The 19,482-nt window shown below is 55.3% G+C and carries 22 protein-coding genes and 1 riboswitch; of the genes, 11 read left to right on the plus strand and 11 right to left on the minus strand.

Going from position 1 to position 19,482, the window contains the following annotated elements; genetic code table 11:
• Positions 1-101 precede the first annotated feature (101 nt).
• The 3 genes from B3P58_RS08145 to cbiB are packed head-to-tail and all read right to left on the minus strand — an operon-like array spanning position 102 to position 3,167.
• Positions 102-1,052: a cobalamin-binding protein gene (locus B3P58_RS08145; RefSeq protein WP_286716889.1), complete on the minus strand. Its 951-nt coding sequence runs from the start codon at positions 1,050-1,052 to the stop codon at positions 102-104.
• Complete coding sequence (locus tag B3P58_RS08150) at positions 1,049-2,104, minus strand: aminotransferase class I/II-fold pyridoxal phosphate-dependent enzyme (RefSeq protein WP_286716891.1); 1,056 nt, start codon at positions 2,102-2,104, stop codon at positions 1,049-1,051. Before B3P58_RS08150 ends, B3P58_RS08145 begins: the two co-directional genes overlap by 4 nt.
• Position 2,105: 1 nt before the next feature.
• Positions 2,106-3,167, minus strand: a complete 1,062-nt coding sequence (cbiB, locus tag B3P58_RS08155; RefSeq protein WP_286716892.1) for an adenosylcobinamide-phosphate synthase CbiB — start codon at positions 3,165-3,167, stop codon at positions 2,106-2,108.
• Between the two features lie 9 nt (positions 3,168-3,176).
• On the opposite strand from cbiB, the gene B3P58_RS08160 reads away from it, so the two are divergent.
• The 3 genes from B3P58_RS08160 (at position 3,177) to B3P58_RS08170 (ending at position 6,022) form a co-directional block, all read left to right on the plus strand.
• On the plus strand, positions 3,177-4,682 hold the full coding sequence (locus B3P58_RS08160; protein WP_286716894.1) for a cobyric acid synthase: 1,506 nt from the start codon (positions 3,177-3,179) through the stop codon (positions 4,680-4,682).
• A 111-nt stretch (positions 4,683-4,793) separates the two neighbouring features.
• Positions 4,794-5,192, plus strand: coding sequence for a globin (locus B3P58_RS08165; RefSeq protein ID WP_145466185.1), 399 nt, complete (start codon positions 4,794-4,796; stop codon positions 5,190-5,192).
• A 197-nt stretch (positions 5,193-5,389) separates the two neighbouring features.
• Positions 5,390-6,022 carry a LysE family translocator gene (locus B3P58_RS08170; RefSeq protein ID WP_286716895.1) on the plus strand — a complete coding sequence of 211 codons (633 nt, stop codon included), beginning with the start codon at positions 5,390-5,392 and terminating at the stop codon, positions 6,020-6,022.
• A gap of 29 nt (positions 6,023-6,051) precedes the next feature.
• On the opposite strand, the gene B3P58_RS08175 is transcribed toward B3P58_RS08170, so the two are convergent.
• The 6 genes from B3P58_RS08175 to cobU form a co-directional block, all read right to left on the minus strand.
• Complete coding sequence (locus tag B3P58_RS08175; RefSeq protein ID WP_286716897.1) at positions 6,052-6,351, minus strand: hypothetical protein; 300 nt, start codon at positions 6,349-6,351, stop codon at positions 6,052-6,054.
• The gene (locus B3P58_RS08180; protein ID WP_286716899.1) at positions 6,351-6,686 is read right to left on the minus strand and encodes a hypothetical protein; all 336 of its coding nucleotides are present in this window, start codon (positions 6,684-6,686) and stop codon (positions 6,351-6,353) included. Before B3P58_RS08180 ends, B3P58_RS08175 begins: the two co-directional genes overlap by 1 nt.
• A gap of 85 nt (positions 6,687-6,771) precedes the next feature.
• Positions 6,772-7,557 (minus strand): adenosylcobinamide-GDP ribazoletransferase, encoded by a 786-nt coding sequence (cobS, locus tag B3P58_RS08185; RefSeq protein ID WP_225693212.1) that lies wholly within the window; start codon positions 7,555-7,557, stop codon positions 6,772-6,774.
• On the minus strand, positions 7,554-8,198 hold the full coding sequence (locus tag B3P58_RS08190; RefSeq protein WP_286716902.1) for a histidine phosphatase family protein: 645 nt from the start codon (positions 8,196-8,198) through the stop codon (positions 7,554-7,556). Before B3P58_RS08190 ends, cobS begins: the two co-directional genes overlap by 4 nt.
• Positions 8,199-8,214: 16 nt before the next feature.
• Positions 8,215-9,270, minus strand: coding sequence for a nicotinate-nucleotide--dimethylbenzimidazole phosphoribosyltransferase (gene cobT, locus B3P58_RS08195; protein WP_286716904.1), 1,056 nt, complete (start codon positions 9,268-9,270; stop codon positions 8,215-8,217).
• Between the two features lie 44 nt (positions 9,271-9,314).
• Positions 9,315-9,851 (minus strand): bifunctional adenosylcobinamide kinase/adenosylcobinamide-phosphate guanylyltransferase, encoded by a 537-nt coding sequence (cobU, locus tag B3P58_RS08200; RefSeq protein WP_225693208.1) that lies wholly within the window; start codon positions 9,849-9,851, stop codon positions 9,315-9,317.
• Between the two features lie 58 nt (positions 9,852-9,909).
• Here cobU and B3P58_RS08205 point away from each other — a divergent pair, with 58 nt between their 5' ends.
• The 5 genes from B3P58_RS08205 (at position 9,910) to B3P58_RS08225 (ending at position 12,851) form a co-directional block, all read left to right on the plus strand.
• Positions 9,910-10,260: a PilZ domain-containing protein gene (locus tag B3P58_RS08205; RefSeq protein ID WP_186435744.1), complete on the plus strand. Its 351-nt coding sequence runs from the start codon at positions 9,910-9,912 to the stop codon at positions 10,258-10,260.
• Between the two features lie 91 nt (positions 10,261-10,351).
• Entirely contained in the window at positions 10,352-11,269 is a 918-nt protein-coding gene (locus B3P58_RS08210; protein WP_286716909.1) for an ROK family protein, read from the plus strand.
• Complete coding sequence (locus tag B3P58_RS08215) at positions 11,263-11,625, plus strand: MerR family transcriptional regulator (RefSeq protein WP_286716912.1); 363 nt, start codon at positions 11,263-11,265, stop codon at positions 11,623-11,625. Before B3P58_RS08210 ends, B3P58_RS08215 begins: the two co-directional genes overlap by 7 nt.
• A 93-nt stretch (positions 11,626-11,718) precedes the next feature.
• The gene (locus B3P58_RS08220) at positions 11,719-12,339 is read left to right on the plus strand and encodes an NAD(P)H-dependent oxidoreductase (protein ID WP_286716914.1); all 621 of its coding nucleotides are present in this window, start codon (positions 11,719-11,721) and stop codon (positions 12,337-12,339) included.
• Positions 12,340-12,404: 65 nt separating this feature from the next.
• The gene (locus tag B3P58_RS08225; protein ID WP_286716915.1) at positions 12,405-12,851 is read left to right on the plus strand and encodes a GFA family protein; all 447 of its coding nucleotides are present in this window, start codon (positions 12,405-12,407) and stop codon (positions 12,849-12,851) included.
• Positions 12,852-12,871: 20 nt separating this feature from the next.
• Here B3P58_RS08225 and B3P58_RS08230 read toward each other — a convergent pair whose 3' ends face one another.
• Positions 12,872-14,275: an AmpG family muropeptide MFS transporter gene (locus B3P58_RS08230; protein ID WP_286716917.1), complete on the minus strand. Its 1,404-nt coding sequence runs from the start codon at positions 14,273-14,275 to the stop codon at positions 12,872-12,874.
• Entirely contained in the window at positions 14,275-14,760 is a 486-nt protein-coding gene (locus B3P58_RS08235) for a YajQ family cyclic di-GMP-binding protein (RefSeq protein ID WP_225693200.1), read from the minus strand. The genes B3P58_RS08230 and B3P58_RS08235 overlap by 1 nt, the downstream gene beginning before the upstream one ends.
• Positions 14,761-14,976: 216 nt before the next feature.
• Between B3P58_RS08235 and B3P58_RS08240 the strand changes: the two genes are divergently transcribed.
• Genes B3P58_RS08240 through B3P58_RS08250 form a run of 3 tightly spaced genes read left to right on the plus strand, consistent with a single transcriptional unit; the run spans position 14,977 to position 19,052 of the window.
• Positions 14,977-16,080, plus strand: coding sequence for a hypothetical protein (locus tag B3P58_RS08240; protein ID WP_286716920.1), 1,104 nt, complete (start codon positions 14,977-14,979; stop codon positions 16,078-16,080).
• Between the two features lie 57 nt (positions 16,081-16,137).
• On the plus strand, positions 16,138-17,067 hold the full coding sequence (locus B3P58_RS08245) for a ketopantoate reductase family protein (RefSeq protein WP_145466214.1): 930 nt from the start codon (positions 16,138-16,140) through the stop codon (positions 17,065-17,067).
• Positions 17,068-17,111: 44 nt separating this feature from the next.
• The gene (locus B3P58_RS08250) at positions 17,112-19,052 is read left to right on the plus strand and encodes a two-component system sensor histidine kinase NtrB (protein WP_230331270.1); all 1,941 of its coding nucleotides are present in this window, start codon (positions 17,112-17,114) and stop codon (positions 19,050-19,052) included.
• 112 nt (positions 19,053-19,164) lie between these two features.
• Positions 19,165-19,384, plus strand: a riboswitch (cobalamin riboswitch).
• Positions 19,385-19,482: the final 98 nt, after the last annotated feature.

Genomic DNA, 19,482 nt, shown 5'->3' on the forward strand with positions numbered 1-19,482 from the left:
AACGTTAAGCGCAGTGTAGCGGAAAAGTGTTGCCGGCCTCTTGATCTGCGGCATCAGGATCAGACAGCGGCGCGAGACAGACTGATAATGTATACCCGGCCTTAATCAGCCATGGTTTGCTGCTTTTTCCGCGTTTGCTCCATGGCTTCGCACAACTGACGGGTACCCAGTAAAAAACGCGGCGTCGGCCGGTGCAATAAATCCGGATGAATATGATAAAGACTGCTGGTTTTAACCGCCGTCAGATGCTGGTACTGCCCCCAGGCGTCTAACCAGTCGGGGCGGCTTTCGCCCATGCCGCTGGCAACAATCACATCCGGATTCATTTCCAGTACCGACTCGATACTGACCTGAGGTGCTTTAATATCCAGATCGGCGTACACGTTACGGCCACCGCAGAGTTCAATAGCACGGGAAATAAAGGTATCGCCATTCTGGGTTAATAATGGCTGATGCCAGACCTGATAAAAAACCGTTAATGGCTTTTTATCGGAATACTGCGCCCGTAGCTGCGCCACCTGATGGCGGAAATCGGCCGCTACCTTTTCGCCTTCTGCTTTATGACCAGACGCCGTGGCAAAGTTTTCCAGATTACGGGCGATGGTTTCGTAGGTATTCGGATCACTGACGAATATTTCATAGCCGAGTTGCTTCAGGCGCGACAAATCGCGGGTCGGATTGCCTTCCGGCCAGGCGATAATCAGATCAGGTTCAAGGGCCACAATGGCTTCAATATTCAGGGCCGAATAGCCACCAACGCGTGGAATACTTTTTGCGGCTTCCGGGTAATCGGAATACTGCACGGCTCCGACGATGGCATCACCGCCGCCCACCGAAAACAACAGCTCGGTGCTGTGCGGAATCAGGCTGACAATGCGCCGCGCCGGTTGTGAAAAATGATGCACCGTACCGGCATCGTCGGTCAGACTGAATGCCTTACTGCCCATATCAACCGGACTTTCCGGATTTTTTTCTGCCGCAGCAAACAGCACAGAGCTGCAGAAAGACAGTACGATCAATGCGGTTGGTATCCGTAATGTATTCAGTATCATAAAAGGAATTCTCTCAGGTCATTCAGCGCCTGCTGTAGCTGTTGTTGTTTACAGGCATCGTCGCCCATCAATCCCAGGCGGATTAACTGCTGCTGTTTAAAACAGCGGCTCCATATATAGCGTTCTGCTAAAAAAGTCTGCACCCGTTCAGCATCGGAAAATTTCAGGGTAAAAAATAAATCACTTTCCCCTGCCAGAAATAAACCGTTCAGCCACTGCGCCATTAATTCATGATTTTTTTTCAGACGCACACGCTGCCGGGCAATCCACTGATGATCACTCAGCGCCTGTTGTGCCAGCCACAGACTGTGCCCGGCCACCGGCCAGGGGCCGAGTCTGTTGGCCAGATTCTGCAGCACATCGGCCGCGGCAAACACCACACCAATACGCAGCCCCGCCAGACCAAAAAATTTCCCCAGCGAGCGTAATACCAGCATATTATCCGCCAGCGTCCGGGTTAACAGGCTGTCGTCTGGCGTACAATCCATAAAGGCTTCGTCACACAACAACCACCCCTGGCGTTGGTGTTGCTGTAACTGTTCAGCCCAGCCGTGTAATTCAGCAGCACTGAAGCGTTCACCACCGGGGTTTCCCGGATTAACCAGCACCAGCATATCAGGTAATTTGTGGTCGTTATCGGTAGCCGCATTAAATGCCTGACGAATATCGTCTGCGGTTTTTTCATACACAGAATGCCCGGCTTTTTTCCAGCACAATGCATGTTCACCATAGGTACCGGCCAGAATCCACACATTGCCACGACTGAAACAGCCGGGTAATTCCGCAATGGCGCGCTGGCTGCCGGGAACCAGCAAACCGTCATGGCCATAATAGGTGCGGACTGCACGGTTTAAGTCAGGCTGAATACCGGGTAAATCGTGAATAAACTGCGCCGGGCAGGATAACCCCTGCCCACGTTCAGACCACCAACAGTAAGGGCTGACCGCACTGGATAAATCCAACCACTGCTGTGGTTCACCGCCAAATTGTTTGATTGCGCGCTGCAGATCGGCACCGTGAACAACGGTTTCGGCTACGTTAATTAATTGCATCTCAGCCCCCGAAAACCATCTGAATAATGGCGTTCAGCAGCAGAGTGACAAACAGCCAGAACAGGAAAAACAGAGACAGACTGCGCTTAACCAGTTTCACCGCCGGTACGATATGCTGTGGTGTTGCGGCCATACCGCAACCCATCGGCGGCTTATTCTTCCACTCGCCGTGATAACAGGCTCGTTCGCTTAAGCGGATATTTAATGCGCCGGCACCGGCGGTCATTACCGCGCCGCCATTCGGACTGGCGCAGTGTTTTGCCTGTGTACGCCAGCAGCGCCAGGCATCTTTTCTGTTCGGCCCGGCGAGCATAAAACACCAGGCGGTAATACGCGCAGGCCAGTAAGCCAGCACATCATCCAGTCGTGCGGCCGCGCGGCCAAAGTAATTAAAACGCGGATTACGGTAGCCCCACATCGCATCCAGCGTATTTACCCAGCGATGCAGAAGAGCAGGCAATGCACCACCAATAGCAAACCAGAATAATGAGGCAAATAAGGCATCGGATGAATTTTCCAGCAGGCTTTCAATATCGGCCTGAGCAATTTCATCGGCCGATAACTGCGCGGTATCACGGCTGACAATCCAGCCGAGTTTTTCCCGGGCAGAGGCAATATTGTTCTGTTCCAGTGCACTGGCTACGGCCAGTACATGCTGCTGCAGACTTTGCCAGCCAATACAGCTATACAACACCAGCACCTGAGCAGCGACCCATAACAGCAGGGATTGCTGCGCCAGCCAGATAAACAATAAGGCCAGTGGCAGCAGAGGCAACAAAACAATAATGAGTGCCAGCAGCCCGCGTACAGCAGTAGCAGGCTCAGTCACTTTTTCAGGACGATTAAAACGCGACTCCAGCCAGGCGGCCCAGCGGCCGAACGCGACCAGCGGATGAAAACGCGACGGTTCGCCGAAAAGACGATCACACGCCAATGCCAGCAGCATAAGCCCGCCCATAAAGAACAACAGCAACAACGGGGGAAGATGGCTAACGCCGGCGGGAAAAAATCCACTGAACAGGGGAATCATGTCATACAATGGCCGGTAAATTTCAGACGCCAAGTGTACCAGATGTCCGACTTCTCCGCTGTTATGCCAACGCTTCCCTCACACCAGACCCTGATGGTACAGGGCACCACATCCGATGCCGGAAAGAGCACGCTGGTCTGCGCACTGGGGCGTATTCTGGCTGATGCACATATCCACACCGCGCCTTTTAAACCGCAGAACATGGCACTCAATAGCGCAGTAACGGCCGATGGCGGAGAGATTGGCCGCGCGCAGGCATTACAGGCACAGGCCTGTCGTCTGGCCCCCACCACTGATATGAATCCGGTATTGCTTAAGCCCAACAGCGACACCGGCGCCCAGGTGATTATTCAGGGCAAAGCGGTCGGTAATCTGCCGGCGCAGGATTATCACGCCTATAAAAAAACCGCCATGAATGCGGTACTGGATTCGTACCAGCGTCTGCAGCAACACTATTCATGGGTGCTGGTCGAAGGTGCCGGCAGCCCCGCGGAAATTAATCTGCGCGCCAATGATATTGCCAATATGGGTTTTGCCGAAGCCGTCGATTGTCCGGTGATTCTGATTGCCGATATTGATCGCGGCGGTGTCTTTGCGCATTTGCTGGGAACGTTAGCCTGCCTCAGTGACAGCGAACGCGCGCGCGTGGTTGGCTTTGTGATTAACCGTTTCCGCGGTGATATTGCCCTGCTGCAGGATGGCCTCGACTGGCTGGAAGAAAAAACCGGTAAACCGGTATTAGGCGTTCTGCCTTATCTGCACGGTTTATACCTGGATGCCGAAGATGCCGTCAGCCAGCAACAGGTAGAGCAGGATAAAAATAAAGTCATTAATGTGGTGGTGCCGGTTTACCCGCGCACCAGCAACCACACCGATTTCGACGCATTGCGCGTACATCCGCAGGTAAATTTAATTCTGGTCGGCCCGGAACAAACACCACCGCCGGCGGATTTTGTTATTTTGCCCGGTTCTAAAAATACCCGTGCCGATCTTAACTGGCTGCAAACCCAGCCCGGTAACTGGCCACAGTATCTGCAGCGTCACCTGCGTTATGGCGGCAAGCTGCTGGGAATCTGCGGTGGCTTACAGATGCTGGGAGAAAGCATCAGCGATCCGCATGGCATTGAAGGAACAGCCGGCATCAGCGCGGGTCTGGGGTATCTGCCATTAATCAGCGAATTAAAAGCCGATAAAACCCTGCGTCTGGTCAGCGGCGAATTGCGCTTGCCGGATCAGCCCGTTGTTGCGGCTCAGGGCTATGAAATTCATGCCGGAATTTCACTCAGCAACGACGATATTCAGGATATTGGCTGCGGCTGGCTAAGCGATGACAACCAGATTATGGCCACTTACTGGCACGGTATATTTGATACACCGGAAGCCCTGCAGCAGATTTTGCACTGGGCCGGATTGTCCGATGGTCAGACCATTGATTTCAATGCTATCCGCGAACAACAAATCGATCGTCTGGCTCTCAGCGTAAAACAGAATATCGACTGGCAAAAATTTAATGCAGCTCTGCAGGCATTTAACCCGTCAGTGGCGTAACACAATGTCACAGCATTAAGACTAAAGCGCCTTTGCAATTTGCGCCAAAAATCCGTACCCTGCGCCGCTTTTTCACACTCCATAATAGCGCTATCAACAAGGTACAGAATCATGGGCGATGCCGATAAGGTTTTTCAAAGCTATGGGCGCAGCTGTAATAACCCTGTTTTTTATGAGGATTTTTACAACGCATTTATGAATAAGTCCGCCGATATCCGGGCCATGTTCATTAACACCAACATGGAATCTCAGCGTGGCTTATTACGTGGCGGTATTATGTGGCTGGTGATGCACGCGCGCGGTATGTCTGACAGCAAAATCCGCGCGCTGGGTGAAAGCCACAGCCGCAAAAATATGAACATTAATCCGGCACACTATAGCCTGTGGATGGACGCGTTGATGGAAACGCTGAGCAAACACGACCCGCTGTTTGATGCCGAGCTGGAACGCATCTGGCGTGCCACACTGCGTCCGGCAATTGAAATGATTCAGAGCATGTACGACCAGTAAAAGCTGCGATCCGACAAAAAAGACCGGAACCGCAGCGCAGTTAACTGGTGTTTTAATCGACAGCCCGGCATCTGCCAGCCCCATAAACCCTGGCGCTGACAGACAGCGGGCCCGTTCTGGCCTGCCGGGCCCATGTTTACTTTTCAATATCCGAGTTCCTGCTGATCACCAGGCAAAACGTTTCTCATTGAGGAATTATGGATTTATTACAGGGCTTATTACTGATTACTTCCATCCATCTGCTGGCGGCCGCCTCTCCCGGCCCTGACTTTGTATTGGTCAGTCAGCAAACACTGCGCCACGGACGTAAAACCGGGCTGCTTTGCAGTCTGGGTATTTCACTGGGATTATCTGTCCATATCCTGTATTCGGCCGTTGGCCTGGCAGCACTGATTGCCAACTCGGTATTCGCACTGTTGATACTGAAAATTGCCGGTGGCTGTTATCTGGTATATCTGGGGATTCAGGGACTGAAAAGTAAAGCCGGCAGCATGGACGATACTCCCACAGAAGCAATAGCGGCAAAACCAAAAACAGCCGCGCGCAGTATTGGCAGCGGTTTTTTATGCAATGCGCTGAATCCTAAAGCACCGGTGTATTTTGTTTCATTATTTACGCTGGTTTTATCGGCCGATATGCCGCTGTATCAGTTAGCGATTTACGGCGTATGGATCATGCTGATTCAGATGGCATGGTTTTCTGCGGTAGTGATGATGCTGTCCCGCCCGGCGGTATCAGCGCGTTTTAAACGCTTCGGTCATTGGATTGACCGTATTTTAGGCGGAGCCATGATTGCACTGGGCATTAAGTTACTGGCCAGCCGCCAGTAACTTAATAACCCTGACTCTCGTTAAGCCATTCACTGAGCGGTAACAGCTGCAGGCGCAGACTTTTGCGTTTCACGCGGGATATAAACAGAAGAACCCACCGGCTCACCGACTTTACGGATAATTTCCTGTACCGAGGAATACTTATCCATCGTGTAATAATTTCCGAATGCCAGAGAATCCACTTCGTCTTTATGCGGGTCTTCAGCCTGTTCGCTATTGGCTGATACAGCGCTGTCGCTGCCGTAAACAATATCATCCTGCCCGTCAGCACAGGCAACGGCTGACAGCAGCAAACATAACGCTACCGGCAAATATGTCTTATGCACCATCATTTCACTCCCCATATATAATCATTACCGCAATCGATAGGGACATCTTTCTGAATAACATCATCCGCATTAATACGGACAACTTTCAGTGTGTAGGTTTTTCCACATTCAATGCCGCTGATTTCATAGCTCTGGCCGGTAGAAATTAACTTACCCTCAATCTGATTCGGGCCATAACCAGTACCATCTGAAATATAAAAGCCGTTCAGGGTAGCAAAGGCTTTATTCTGAATAAAAATCGACGAGGTTGTACCAACGGGCTCATCTGTATCATCGAGTTCCGGGCCACAGCCCAGCAAACAAAACGCTAAAAAGGGGATTAATAGATTACGCACAAAAATATTCCGGACAGTTCGTTTTTATAATAATCAGCAGAATAACATTGCCTTCTGCCAGCGCAAACGATGTTAAAGGGCGACGTTAAAGCGCAATAGCCGCCAGCAGCAGTGCTTCCTGAATTTCAATGGTGGCGCCCAAAGTATCGCCGGTACAGCCACCCAGACGTTTTATCATAGCCGCACGCGCCATCATCAGAATGGTCAGCCACAGGGCGAGAATAAACAGCGCCTGGGTCTGTAAAAACACACCGGCCAGCAACGCCAGCAGCGTTCCGGTAATGCCGACCACTAACGGCGTTGCCCCCGCCACCAGCGCACTGGCCAGTCCTTTTTTACGCACATAAGGGGTGGTTGCCAGCAACCCAGGAACCGCGCCACGGGCCAGCATTGGCACCAGCATAAAACCGGCGATTAACAGCCAGATATTCCAGCTGCCACTGCCGCTCTGAGCTTTATCCAGCAGCGCATAAATGGCGGCAAATTTAACCAGCAGGATAACAGCAATAACGGTTACACCCATCGGCCCGCTTTGCGGATCTTTCATAATTGCCAGCGTGCGTTCTTTATTGCCCAGCCCACCCACCCAGGCGTCGGCGCTGTCGGCCAGACCATCCAGATGCAGAGCACCGCTGAATACGACCCAGATAAATAACAACAACGCCGCCAGCAACAGCAGCGAAACCTGCGGATTATAAAAAACGCAGGCGGCGGTAAAGGCCAGCAGACACAGTCCAAGCAGGGCCCCGACCAATGGATAAAACACCAGCGAGCGGGCGGCTACGGCCTCATCCACACGTTTTAAATACGGGGTCGGCAGGCGGGTTAAAAACGCCATGGCATACCAGAATGCCCACCAGTGCAGATTCACACAGCCTCCTGATCGTCCGGACGTAAGACCGAGCCGTCCATACCTTCGAGGCTGACCCAGACCTGTTCTTTACCCTGATATTCGCTGTGATCAATTTTAAAACGCAGCAAGCCGGCGTAAGGAATGGCCAGCCGGTTCATGGCTTCCGGCGCCAGGCTCAGCAGCTGCTGCGCCAGCACCCGCATCACACCACCGTGGCTGACCAGCAGCAGATGTTCACCACGATGATCATTGAGCAGCTCCTGCCAGGCAGCCACCACCCGTTGCTGCAATTGCGGTACCGGCTCGCCATTGGGGGCGCAGAAATTCAGCGGATCAGCCCACAAACGGCGCGAGTCATCGGCATATTCAGTCATCACCTCGCTGACATCGCGGTTTTCCCAGTCGCCGTAATCAATCTCCGCCCAGCGCTCATCACACAACAGCGGCAGATTACGGGCACTGGCCAGTTGTTCCGCCGCACTATGGCAGCGGCTTAGCGGCGAGCTGATAATCCGTGTCCAACTGCTGTCAAAGCGGCGCACCCGTTCGGCAAACTGCCAGCGGCCAAGCTCTGTCAGGGCATGGTCGGTACGGCCACGGAAGACGTTGCCACCTTCCGGTTCGCCGTGGCGGATAAGATCGATACGGGTGGTGCTCATCAGCGGCTCCCTTATTTCAGTTACCGGACTGTACCGCGGCTTCGGCAAAGGTCGCCATCTGGTTATGCAGCGCCAGCGCCTGTTGCACCAGCCCCACCGCCACCGCCGCACCGGAACCTTCGCCCAGACGCAGGCCCAGCTGCACCAGCGGCTTGCCATCCAGCGCAGTCAGTAAGGCGCGATGACCCGGTTCGGCCGAACTGTGGCCAAACAGCATCCAGTCACGGGCGCCGGCATTCAGCTGCACCGCCAGCAACGCTGCAGAGCTGGCAATAAACCCGTCCACCAGCACCGGTATACCGAGCTGCGCAGCACGCAGATAAGCACCGGCCATGGCGGCAATTTCCAGTCCGCCCACCTGCTCCAGTGCCGCCAGTGGCGAATCCGCCAGCGCACGGGCACGCTCACAGCTTTGCGCCAGAATCTGTTGTTTATGGCTGAGGGCTTCGCCTTGAACACCGGTGCCCGGGCCAACCAGTGCATTCACATCCTGTTTGAGTAACAGCGCACTCAGGCAGCTGGCTGCGGAGGTGTTACCAATGCCCATTTCACCGGCAATAAACAGGTCACAGTCTTCGCCATGCAGACGGTCGATCTGCTCGGCACCAATCTGCAGAGCCTGCAGCGCCTGAGCGTTGCTCATCGCGGCCTGCTGTGAAAAATCGTTGGTGCCCGGCATCACCGCGCGCGGAATCACGCCGCTGAGCTGATCGGCCGGGAACGCCGTGCCACAGTTCACCACTGACAGTCCCATCTCATGGAAGCGTGCCAGTACCGAAATCGCAGCACCGCCGGCAACAAAGTTTTTCAGCATTTCAACCGTAACCGCCTGCGGAAACGCCGATACACCCTGCGCGACCACGCCATGATCACCGGCAAACACCACGCACTGCGGGTTATTAATCTGCGGTTTAACCTGCCCCTGCCAGGCGGCAAAAGCCACGGCAACGTCTTCCAGCTGGCCCAGAGAACCCGGTGGCTTGGTTAATTGTGACTGACGCTCCAGCGCCTGTTGTTGGGTTTCAGCAGAAAGAGGAGCGGTGGCCTGTTGCCACCAGAATTCAACGGTCATAACACCTGTCTTATTGATTACATTCTGAAAAAAAGCGGGGTACCTTAACTGCGCTTAACCGCCATGGGAATACCCGCAACAACCAGCGTTACATCATGCGCCAGCCGGGCAATGTCCTGATGCAGCCGCCCGGCTTCATCAACAAAGCGCCGGCTCAGCTCGCCCATCGGCACAATGCCATAGCCCACTTCGTTGGACACCAGCAGCAGCGGCTGCTGTAGCTGTTGCAGCTCATCCATTAACGCTGCTTTCTGCCGTTCCCAGTAATCGTTCTGATCACTGAGCAGGCAGTTGGTTAGCCACAGGGTCAGGCAGTCGACCAGTATCACCGCCGCCGGATGCTCTTTACGCACACGCTGCAGCGCGGCTGCCAGCTGCAAAGGCTCTTCCAGCGTCAGCCAGTGCGCCGGGCGCTGCTCACGATGATGGATAATGCGTTGCTGCATTTCGCCGTCCAGCGCCTGTGCGGTGGCAATATACACCACTTCTGCGGCCTCACCGGCCAGCTGCTCTGCCTGAGCCTCGCCGTAACGGCTTTTGCCCGAACGTGCGCCGCCCAGAATCAGTTCAAGCCTGTTCATGTTGTTTACGAACCTTGGGTCTACACTAAAAAAATGGAAACTTACCAGAGAAAGATCAATGAGTACGAACTCTGACCACGAACAACGTATGCATCCACGCTGGATTCTGAAAAGCAACGTCAGTGTATTCGAACGGCAAAGTAAGGAATACCTCGGCCTGCTGGTCGATTGCTCAGAGCAAGGGGTGATGATTTCAACTTATGAACAACTGCAGCCCGGCACGCAGCTGCAGCTCGATCTGGTGGATATCGCCCCTAATGTGAATGCCCGCCGTACCGGACAGTGCAGTGCTGAGGTTGTCTGGTGCGATAAAATAACCCCCAGCCTGTATGGCAGCGGTTGCCGCATCAGCCAGCAGGACGACATTCTCGGTGTGATGCTGAAAAGCTACAGTCACGCGCACGATTAATTCTTCTCTTAATTCTTCCTCCTGACAGTCTGTTGGCCTGCGCCTGCAGACTGTTACACTGCCGCCAGTTTCTTTCTGATGAGCCTTCACCATGCTGCAATTCGGCATCGACCTGGGTGGCACCAAAACCGAAATCATTGTTCTCGATCCGCAGGGTAACAGCCTGCTGCGTGAGCGCAGCGCGACTCCGGCACAAAGTTATGACGCCATAGTCGCCAATATCGCGGCCATGGTGGAAAGTGCGGCCAGTCGTCTCGACTGCAATGACTTTTCCCTGGGTATCGGTATTCCCGGAGCGGTCAGCCCCGCCAGCGGACTGATCAAGAACGCCAACACCACCTGCCTGATCGGCCGCGATTTACAGGGCGATCTGCAAAAGCGACTGCACCCTCTGCTGCAACGCCCACTGGTGCTGGCCAACGACGCCGACTGTTTTGCCCTGTCCGAAGCCAGCGATGGCAGCGGCGCCGGTTTTGCCTCGGTGTTTGCGGTGATTATCGGCACCGGTTGCGGCGGTGGCTGGGTAATCAACGGCCGCCTGCTCAGCGGCCCCAATGCCATCGCTGGCGAATGGGGGCACAACCCGCTGCTGTGGCGTGAAGCCTCTGACAGTGAAATTGACTGTTACTGCGGCCAGAAAGGTTGCCTCGAAACCCTGCTATCCGGCCCCGGACTGCGTCAGCAGGCCGCACAGGAAACCGGCCTCAGCCTCAGCGCGCAGGAGTGGAACACGCTGGCTGAACAACAGGACCCGCAGGCGCAGGCGGTGCTTGCACGCTACTACCGCCGTCTGGCCAAAGCCCTTGCCGGTGTCATCAACCTGATCGACCCGCACGTGATTGTACTGGGCGGTGGTGTCTCCAACCTGCCCGGCATTTATCAGGAAGTCCCCAGACTCTGGGCCGACTATGTATTCTCCGATACCGTCAGCACGCCGCTGAAACAGGCGCTGCACGGTGATTCCAGCGGTGTACGCGGGGCCGCCTGGCTGGGAGCGGCGGCATGCTGATCGGCGCGGCATCAAAACAGACCGGGCTGAGCCAGAAAGCCATCCGCCTGTACGAACAGCAGGGACTGATCCGGCCGCAACGGATCGGCCGTTACCGCCACTTTTCGGCGGCCGATATCGATCTGTTGCTGCTGATTCGCGAAGCCCGCGCTCTGGGTATTCCGCTGCAACGGCTGAGAGCCGCCATCCGTTATCAGAATCAGCAGCCTGACTGGAGCACACTGCGCACGTTTTTGCTGCAGTTCCGTGGCGAAGTCGAAGCCGAAGTGGTGCGGCAGCAACAACGCCTGCAGCAGCTCGACCATTGTTTGCACAGCATCAGCGATTGTCCGCTGGTGCCAGCAGAAAAAATATGACTCTGCTGCTTAATCCGGCCCACTCTTGACTCTGCCCTTAGGGGCAGACCCGATACTTGAAAACCCAACCATACCTACCGGAGTTTTCTGTTTATGCCACAACACATTCTGATCCTGAACGGCCACCCGGATCGTAACCGCCTGTGCGGGGCGCTGGCTGACGCTTACCAGAACGCGGCGGCCAAGGGGGCTGAGAGAGCTGAGATTCAGCGCTTTGATCTGGCCGACATGCAGTTTAATGCCAACCTCAGCCAGGGTTATGCTGAAGAAGCTCCGCTGGAGCCCGATCTGCTCAGCTTTCAGCAGGCATTGCGTGATTGCGATCATCTGCTGCTGGTCGCCCCCGTCTGGTGGGGCAGTGTTCCGGCCCGCCTGAAAGGCCTGTTTGACCGCACCTTACTGCCCGGTTTTGCCTTCCGCTATGAAGCCGGGCAAACCCTGCAGGAAAAGCTGCTGCGCGGCAAAAGTGCCGAAGTCTTTCTGACGCTGGATACCCCGCCCTGGTATTTCCGCTGGTTTCAGAAAGCCCCGGCCATTTATCAGCTGAACCATGCCACCCTGGGATTCTGTGGTTTCAAACCGGTCACCACCACGCTGTTCGGGCCGGTGATCAAATCCAGCGCCAAACAACGCCAGCAGTGGCTGGAACAGGCTGCCAGCAAAGGCCGGAAAATCGCATCTGAAAGCAAGCGGACAGCAGCTCACTCTATGTAGACCTTGTCGCGGCAGCGCCGGGCTGATAGAACTGAGGCATACACCCGTTTCAGGAGGAAGCCATCATGACCAGCCCGGATACCATTCAAAGCAATACCCACCACGGCCATTGCCTGTGCAAGGCCGTGACCTTCAGCGCCAGAAATCCCAGTGAACATATCGGCGCCTGCCATTGCGCTACCTGCCGGCGCTGGGGCGGCGGCCCGTTTATGTCGGTCGACTGCGGTCAGGATATTGAATTTCAGGGGCAGGAACATATTGGCGTGTACCAGTCATCCGACTGGGCTGAGCGCGGTTTCTGCAAAGAATGCGGCAGCCATCTGTTTTATCGACTGAAGCACAATCAGCAATATATTGTGCCGGCGGGCTTATTCGACAGCGGCCCGGAAGCGACCTTCGACCATCAGGTGTTTATTGACGAGAAACCGCACTATTACTCCTTCGCCAACGACACCAAAAACATGACCGCAGCGGAGATGTACGCGCTGTTTAACAGCAGCTCAGACAGCTGATATGAAGAGAGCCGGAAGCGTCAGGGCGCTTCCGGTATTGAGTCAGGATTCTGCTGCTCGCGTTTATGATGGCGCATCAGCACCAGCACCAGCACAATCGCCGGCAGACCCAGCGCCGCCGCCAGCACGAAAAACTCGGCGTAACCTGCCACATCCACCACCCAGCCGGAAAAGCCGGAGATAAATTTGCCCGGCAAGGTCATCAGTGAACTGAATAACGCATATTGCGTGGCGGTGTAGTTTTTATTGGCCAGGCTCGACAGATACGCAATAAAGGCCGTACTGGCGATACCACCGCTGAGGTTGTCAGCACTGATTACCAGCGCCAGAGCAGGCAGTGGCGGCGTTCCCAGATCACCGACCATGGCCAGTGTGGCAAACAGCAGATTGGTAACCGCCACCATCACCGCGCCCAGCAGCAAAGGCCGGAAAATACCGTACTTCACCACCAGCACACCGCACAGCACCGAACCGAAAATCGTCAGAAAGAAGCCGAACACTTTGGCCACGCTGGCGATCTCAGGCTTGCTGTAACCCAGATCCAGATAAAAGGGGTTGGCCATAATGCCCATGGTGATATCACTGAGACGGTACAGCGCAATAAAGCCCAGAATCAACAGCGCAAAACGGCCGTTACGCTGGAAGAACTCCAGCACCGGGCAGATCACCGCACTCAGCAACCAGCGCTGCCAGCGCGGCCGCTGCTGCAGATGCATCGGCCGGCCCATGATGTCATCGACCAGCAGAAGTTCGTTACGCATCCGCTCGGCATCACTCTGATGCGGCGGTTCATCGGCCCAGAGAATGGCCAGCATGCCGACCACCATCAGCAACGCCATAACCAGATAGGTGATATGCCAGTTGGTAAATTCGGCGATATACAAAGCTCCGGCGCCGGTGACCAGTAAGGCCAGACGATAGCCAAAGACATAGGCGGCCGACATCGCACCCTGTTGTTCATCGGCAGCGGATTCAATGCGCAGTGCATCCAGTGCCACGTCCTGCGTGGCTGCCGAAAACGCCACCAGCAAGGCGGCCAGGGCAATCAGTAATAAGGAATTCTGCGGATGGGCGATGCTCATCAGCATCAGGCCGGCGGCGATGCCGCACTGGCCGAGTAAAATCCAGCTGCGGCGCTGCCCCAGCCGCTGCAACAACGGCAGACGCAGGCGGTCGACCACCGGCGCCCAGAACACTTTGACCGAATAAGTAATACCGACCCAGGCAAAAAAACCAATAGTCGTACGTTCTATTCCTTCATCCCGCAGCCAGGCCGTCAGCGTGGTAAACACCAGCAGATAGGGCATCCCGGCGCTGAAGCCCAGCAAGGCGATGACCAGAACCGGCTTTTGCCGGTAAATGTCCCAGGCCTCTTTCAGCCAGCGCTTTACCTCCGGCGGAATGCGGAAATAAGGGATGATCATCAGTCTTTAAAGTTCTTGAACGCCAATGGCATATCAATGCTTTCGTCGCTGCGGAACATGGCCATCACGGCCTGCAGATCGTCGCGGGCTTTGCCCTGTACGCGCACGGTTTCGCCCTGCACAGAGGCCTGCACTTTGATTTTGCTGTCTTTAACCATCTTCACCATTTTACGCGCCAGATCGCTGTCGATACCCTGGCGCATGGTGGCTTTTACTTTAACCTGCTTGCCTGCACCTTCGAGCTTACCGAACTCCAGACAGGTGACTTTAATGCCACGTTTGGTCATGGCACCGGTCAGCATGGATTTCATCTGATCAATCTGAAACTCATGGTCAGCGGTCATGGTGACCACCAGTTCTTTCAGCTCGAAACTGGCGCTTACGCCACGGAAATCGAAACGGGTGCTCAGCTCTCGGTTGGCCTGATCAACCGCGTTCTGGGCTTCGTGTTTATCGACTTCAGATACGACGTCAAATGAAGGCATAAAAAATTCTCCTGCTTATGGCCTGACAGCGGCCGCTAATAAATCTGTGTCCGGTATGCCTGCCGGCGCAACAACACAACCGGAACAGCACTGCCGAAATAATGAAAGTGCCGCATTGTATACCGTCCGCCGCCGATAAAGCCAAAGTCTCGGCAGCGCAGTGCTGGCGGTGTGTCGTCACTGGCGACTATACAAAAGTCAGCTAAAATTTTTGCTATGCAAACCAAAATGACCCTGCACGGCGCCGGAGTGTATTACTTCGCAGTGACCGGAGCGAAAGACCAGCCCATCTTCAACTCGGTATTCGAGTACGAATATGGCCTCAGAATTCTGTCCAGAGTGACCGGAACCCGTCTGCTTGCCTACGTGCTGGACGAGCGTCAGATGCAGTTTGTGCTGCGCTGCCAGCGCGACTGGACCGAGGTGATGGACGATATCCAGGCCGCCTTCGACAGCATGCACGAACGCTGCTGGCACAAGCGCCGTCAGGTGTTATCCGATCAGGGCGTAGTCCTGCTGGTCGATGAACGTGTCGCACTGACCGAACTGATACTGCAGTTGCATCACTCTCCGGTGCACAAGGGTAAAGTGGCCGATGCCAGCCTCTGGCCCTGGAGCAGTGACCGCTACTATCGCGAACCGACTCCACCGGCCTGGCTGGATACCGAATCCATGCTCAATCTGCTGGTAAATGGCCGCCGCAACCGCGCCCAGCATTATATTGACGTAATGAAGGCACCGTTCAGCCCTAAACTCGATCTCAGCCACGGCAGCCACCCAATGTATCAGGCGCTGGCGCGCGATCAGTGGGTCGATCAGCATCTGAAGAAAGAAGCCTTAACCCAGTCAGCCTATTCGCGCACTGATGTGCAGCGCCTGTTTGACGATGCCTGCCAGCTGGTCGCCCGGCAATTCAATCTGACCAGCGCCGAGCTTTGTGACAAACATAACCGTCGCCGTTTTCATCACCTGATGCCTTTGGTTATCTGGCTGCTGCGTGAGCGCGGCGTGCATCTGGATGCCATGACCAAACTGGTCGACGAAGACGAGGTGCGGCTGCAGCTCTGGTTACGCAACCTGCCCGCCGACCATACCCGCAATATCCGTGACAAACTGGCCCGCCTGTGGTCTCCCTCGGCGCCGGGACTGGCTGCCATAGCGGCAGCCGGCACAGTAGCTGAAGAACCTGAAGCTGAGCCAGAATCAGGATCAGAAAGCGCCGATAACTCAGCTGCTGATCCCGCGGCAGCGGACAACAGCGCCGGGCCTGATAACCTGAACGCCGTCGAAACCGAAGCCGCCAGCGTCACGCCGCATTAATCTCCAACCCTGCAGGCTGAGGCTGCTTTCCGCGCCCGGCCTGCCTATAATCGCGCGATGACGATTTCATCCCCTTCTGCTCAGAACATATCCCGGCAATCCCCGCTCAGCATTGGTCTGCTGGGTACAGGGGCAGTTGGCACACTGATGGCCAGCCACTGGCGCCAGCACAGGGTATTTGCCCTGCCGCGCGATAAGGCGTCTGCAGTAACCCTCAACCTTTATCTCCCCAACAACGAAGCGGGAGAACAACAGCTGCAATGGGCGCTGCCGTGCTGGCAGGGAGAGGCCCTCGACTGGCTGGTAGTCACCACCAAAGCCGCCGATACCCTGAGCGCTCTGCAACCCTGGCTTGGCCGTCTGCCTCAGGTGAAAAACCTGCTGTTACTGCAGAATGGCATGGGGCAGCAGCAGCAATGCGCCGACTGGCTGGCACGGCAGCAGCTGCCGGTCAGACTCTGGGCCGGCATCTCCACCGCCGGAGGCTACCGGCGCACAGCCAATAATGCTCAGGGCAGCGAAGTGGTCTATGCCGGAGCTGGACAAACCATTGCCGGACGCTGGTGCGGAAATGATAGCGAAGACACACAACTGCCGCCGGACATCGAAGCCGTCAGCGATATCCACAACAGAATGCGCGAAAAGCTTGCCGTAAACGCCGTGATCAATCCGCTGACGGCCATCCTGCGTTGCCATAACGGCGAGCTGGTCAGCAACCCGCTTTATCTGCCACAGTTACAGGCACTGGCAGCAGAAGTGGATAACCTGTATCAGCAGCTGCACTGGCCATTGTCACAGGATCTGACCGGCCGGGTAGAACAGGTCGCCCTGGCGACCGCTGCTAACCGCTCCTCGACCCTGCAGGATATTCTGGCCGGCAGAACAACCGAGCTGCCCTATATTTGTGGCTACCTGCAGCAACAGGCGCACAATCTCGGCCTGTCTTTACCGCTGACCGACCGGCTGATGCAACAGCTGCAGGTCTGAAACAGGAGTAATAGGATGTATCCGCACAGGAGGTTGCAGTCACCATGTTATTAGCACGGCAAAAAACCATGCTCGCCACTGTGACAGTCTGTGCGCTGATTATTATCCTCACCACACTGGCCTACATTGCCGCCGCTGACCGTGTAGGACGTGAACAACTGGCCCCCGAAATCAGCGATGCCTTTGCCGATATCCTGCAGATTCAGCTGACCCATAACATCACTGACCTGCCGACCCTGCAGTCGATGCTGGAGCGTTTTACCCGCCACTTTCAGATCCGTGAAGCCGCTTTATACAACAACCACGGAGAACGCCTGAGCCACAGTTATCGCAATTCGCCACTATTGTCGGCACGTCTCGAAGACAGCCTGCTGATCGACAAACTGCACCAGTACCGGCTCAGCAGTCCGCGCGGGGAACTGCAATTGCTGGTGATCAGCGACCGTTCCCTGCCAGGCTTTTTTATCCTCGATACATTAACCACCACGCTGTTTGTGGTCAGTATTTCTGCCCTGCTGATTTTTGCACTCTATGCCCTGACCCGGCGCTGGCAGAAACGCCCTTACCTGCAACTGTTAAGCAGCGTGCGCCGTGCCACCCGCGATGGCGAAAAAGAAGAAGCCATTACCATCCGCAGCGATGACCCCGATGTACAGCCGCTGACCAATGCCCTGAATGATCTGCTCTGGCAGTATGATCAACGCACCCTGAATTTACGTAATGCTCATCAGCAGGCCGAAAGTGCCCGTCTGCGTGCGACACGTCTGTCGACTGAAACCCGTCAGATTAACGAAAACCTGGCGCAGGAGATTTCGGTCCGCCGCGGTATCGAAACCCAGCTTAAAAATACCCAGACCCTGCTCGACGGTATTATTAATGCCATGCCGTCAGCCCTGTTCACTCTGGATGCCCAGCTGCGCATCGTGCAGTGCAATCAGCAAGCCGGAGACTGGCTGGGTAAGCAACGCCAGCAATTAACCGGCCGCCATCTGTTGCAACTGATTCCGGAGCTTGCTCCCCATGCCGATCTGCTGAACGCCGCCGAACAGAACAGTGCTGTCCATAAACTGGAAAGACTGGCGATCAACAGCTTTATGCAGCCACTGATGACCGACACCATGATCTATCCTCTGCCGGAACAACAGCAGGCCAAACTGGTGCTGCGTATTGATGACGTATCACAGCGTCTGCAGCTGGAAGAAATCATGGTACACAGCGAAAAGATGATGACAGTTGCCGGCCTGGCAACCGGCATCGCGCATGAAATTAATAATCCTCTGGGAGCCATTCTGCAGAACCTGCAGAATATCCGCCGGCGCCTGCAACCCGGCCTGACGGCCAATGAACGTGTAGCAGCAGAAACCGGCCTGCCACTGGACAATCTTGAGCTCTATCTGCAGCAACGCGATATCCTGCAATTTATGGATAATATCCAGCAGGCCGGCGAACGTGCCGCCAATATTATTGCCAATATGCTGCAGTTCTCGCGCAGTGATAAGCAGCAGAAACAGCGTACCGACCTTAATGCACTGATCAACAACACCCTGAGTATTGCCCGGGGTGATTTTGGTTTGCGTCATATTCAGCTGCAGTTCTCCCCAACAGAAACACCGGCCTGGGTCGAATGTCTGCCCGGTGAAATAGAACAGGTTCTGCTGAATTTACTGAAAAACTCGGTCCAGGCGCTGAGCGAGTACCAGCCTGACGATTCTCAGTGGCAGCCCAATATTCACCTCAGCATCGAACAGCGCGACCAGCAGCAGGTAATTGTGCTGGAAGACAATGGACCGGGCATACCCTCAACCATTGCTGCGCATATTTTCGAGCCTTTTTACACCACCAAAGACGTCGGTGAAGGCACCGGCCTGGGCTTATTTGTTTCCTATTTTATTATCACCAGTCATCACCATGGTCAGCTGCGTTACCGGCCTGGCAGACAACATGGTGGCGCCTGCTTTGAGATTGCCCTGCCTGCCGGCGATTGAATCCGCTATGCAACCGCCTTACCTCAAAACCTAAGTGAATTATTTTCAAACCAACCATGTGGATAATTCACTGCCTTTTGTGCCAGCGCTATTGACCCATCGCACAGGGCTCTATACCCTTCGCGCTTTCAGGTGCCCTCAGCCTTTTTACTGACGAGGGTTAAACGGGAAGTCTGGTGTCGTGTGTTCTTACCGCCAATCCAGCGCTGCCCCCGCAACGGTGATCGACCATACTGATAACAAATGCCACTGTGCTCTGCATGGGAAGGTGTTGTCAGCGAGTTAATACTCAGGTCGTAAGCCCGGATACCGGCCTGAATAACGATACTGACGTTGCGGTGGGCGACGGAGGGTGATCGCAAACCGTTGCCTTACTGCAGCGCACTTTGCTTTTTGCACCTCCGCCACTGCAACCCTGTTTTGGGTTTGC

This window comes from Thalassolituus sp. UBA2009 (assembly GCF_002335285.1).
GTDB classification, from domain to species: domain Bacteria; phylum Pseudomonadota; class Gammaproteobacteria; order Pseudomonadales; family Oceanobacteraceae; genus Venatoribacter; species Venatoribacter alkanivorans.

Bases quoted from the DNA above. Each gene is read 5' to 3' on its own strand.
- B3P58_RS08205 (WP_186435744.1), top strand. From the start codon at position 9,910: ATGAGTACGAACTCTGACCACGAACAACGTATGCATCCACGCTGGATT.
- B3P58_RS08145 (WP_286716889.1), bottom strand. From the start codon at position 1,052: ATGATACTGAATACATTACGGATACCAACCGCATTGATCGTACTGTCT.
- B3P58_RS08160 (WP_286716894.1), top strand. From the start codon at position 3,177: ATGTCCGACTTCTCCGCTGTTATGCCAACGCTTCCCTCACACCAGACC.
- B3P58_RS08215 (WP_286716912.1), top strand. From the start codon at position 11,263: ATGCTGATCGGCGCGGCATCAAAACAGACCGGGCTGAGCCAGAAAGCC.
- cobU (WP_225693208.1), bottom strand. From the start codon at position 9,851: ATGAACAGGCTTGAACTGATTCTGGGCGGCGCACGTTCGGGCAAAAGC.
- B3P58_RS08165 (WP_145466185.1), top strand. From the start codon at position 4,794: ATGGGCGATGCCGATAAGGTTTTTCAAAGCTATGGGCGCAGCTGTAAT.
- B3P58_RS08245 (WP_145466214.1), top strand. From the start codon at position 16,138: ATGACGATTTCATCCCCTTCTGCTCAGAACATATCCCGGCAATCCCCG.
- B3P58_RS08210 (WP_286716909.1), top strand. From the start codon at position 10,352: ATGCTGCAATTCGGCATCGACCTGGGTGGCACCAAAACCGAAATCATT.
- B3P58_RS08250 (WP_230331270.1), top strand. From the start codon at position 17,112: ATGTTATTAGCACGGCAAAAAACCATGCTCGCCACTGTGACAGTCTGT.
- B3P58_RS08225 (WP_286716915.1), top strand. From the start codon at position 12,405: ATGACCAGCCCGGATACCATTCAAAGCAATACCCACCACGGCCATTGC.
- B3P58_RS08230 (WP_286716917.1), bottom strand. From the start codon at position 14,275: ATGATCATCCCTTATTTCCGCATTCCGCCGGAGGTAAAGCGCTGGCTG.
- B3P58_RS08190 (WP_286716902.1), bottom strand. From the start codon at position 8,198: ATGAGCACCACCCGTATCGATCTTATCCGCCACGGCGAACCGGAAGGT.
- B3P58_RS08235 (WP_225693200.1), bottom strand. From the start codon at position 14,760: ATGCCTTCATTTGACGTCGTATCTGAAGTCGATAAACACGAAGCCCAG.
- B3P58_RS08170 (WP_286716895.1), top strand. From the start codon at position 5,390: ATGGATTTATTACAGGGCTTATTACTGATTACTTCCATCCATCTGCTG.
- B3P58_RS08240 (WP_286716920.1), top strand. From the start codon at position 14,977: ATGCAAACCAAAATGACCCTGCACGGCGCCGGAGTGTATTACTTCGCA.
- cobT (WP_286716904.1), bottom strand. From the start codon at position 9,270: ATGACCGTTGAATTCTGGTGGCAACAGGCCACCGCTCCTCTTTCTGCT.
- B3P58_RS08175 (WP_286716897.1), bottom strand. From the start codon at position 6,351: ATGGTGCATAAGACATATTTGCCGGTAGCGTTATGTTTGCTGCTGTCA.
- B3P58_RS08150 (WP_286716891.1), bottom strand. From the start codon at position 2,104: ATGCAATTAATTAACGTAGCCGAAACCGTTGTTCACGGTGCCGATCTG.
- B3P58_RS08220 (WP_286716914.1), top strand. From the start codon at position 11,719: ATGCCACAACACATTCTGATCCTGAACGGCCACCCGGATCGTAACCGC.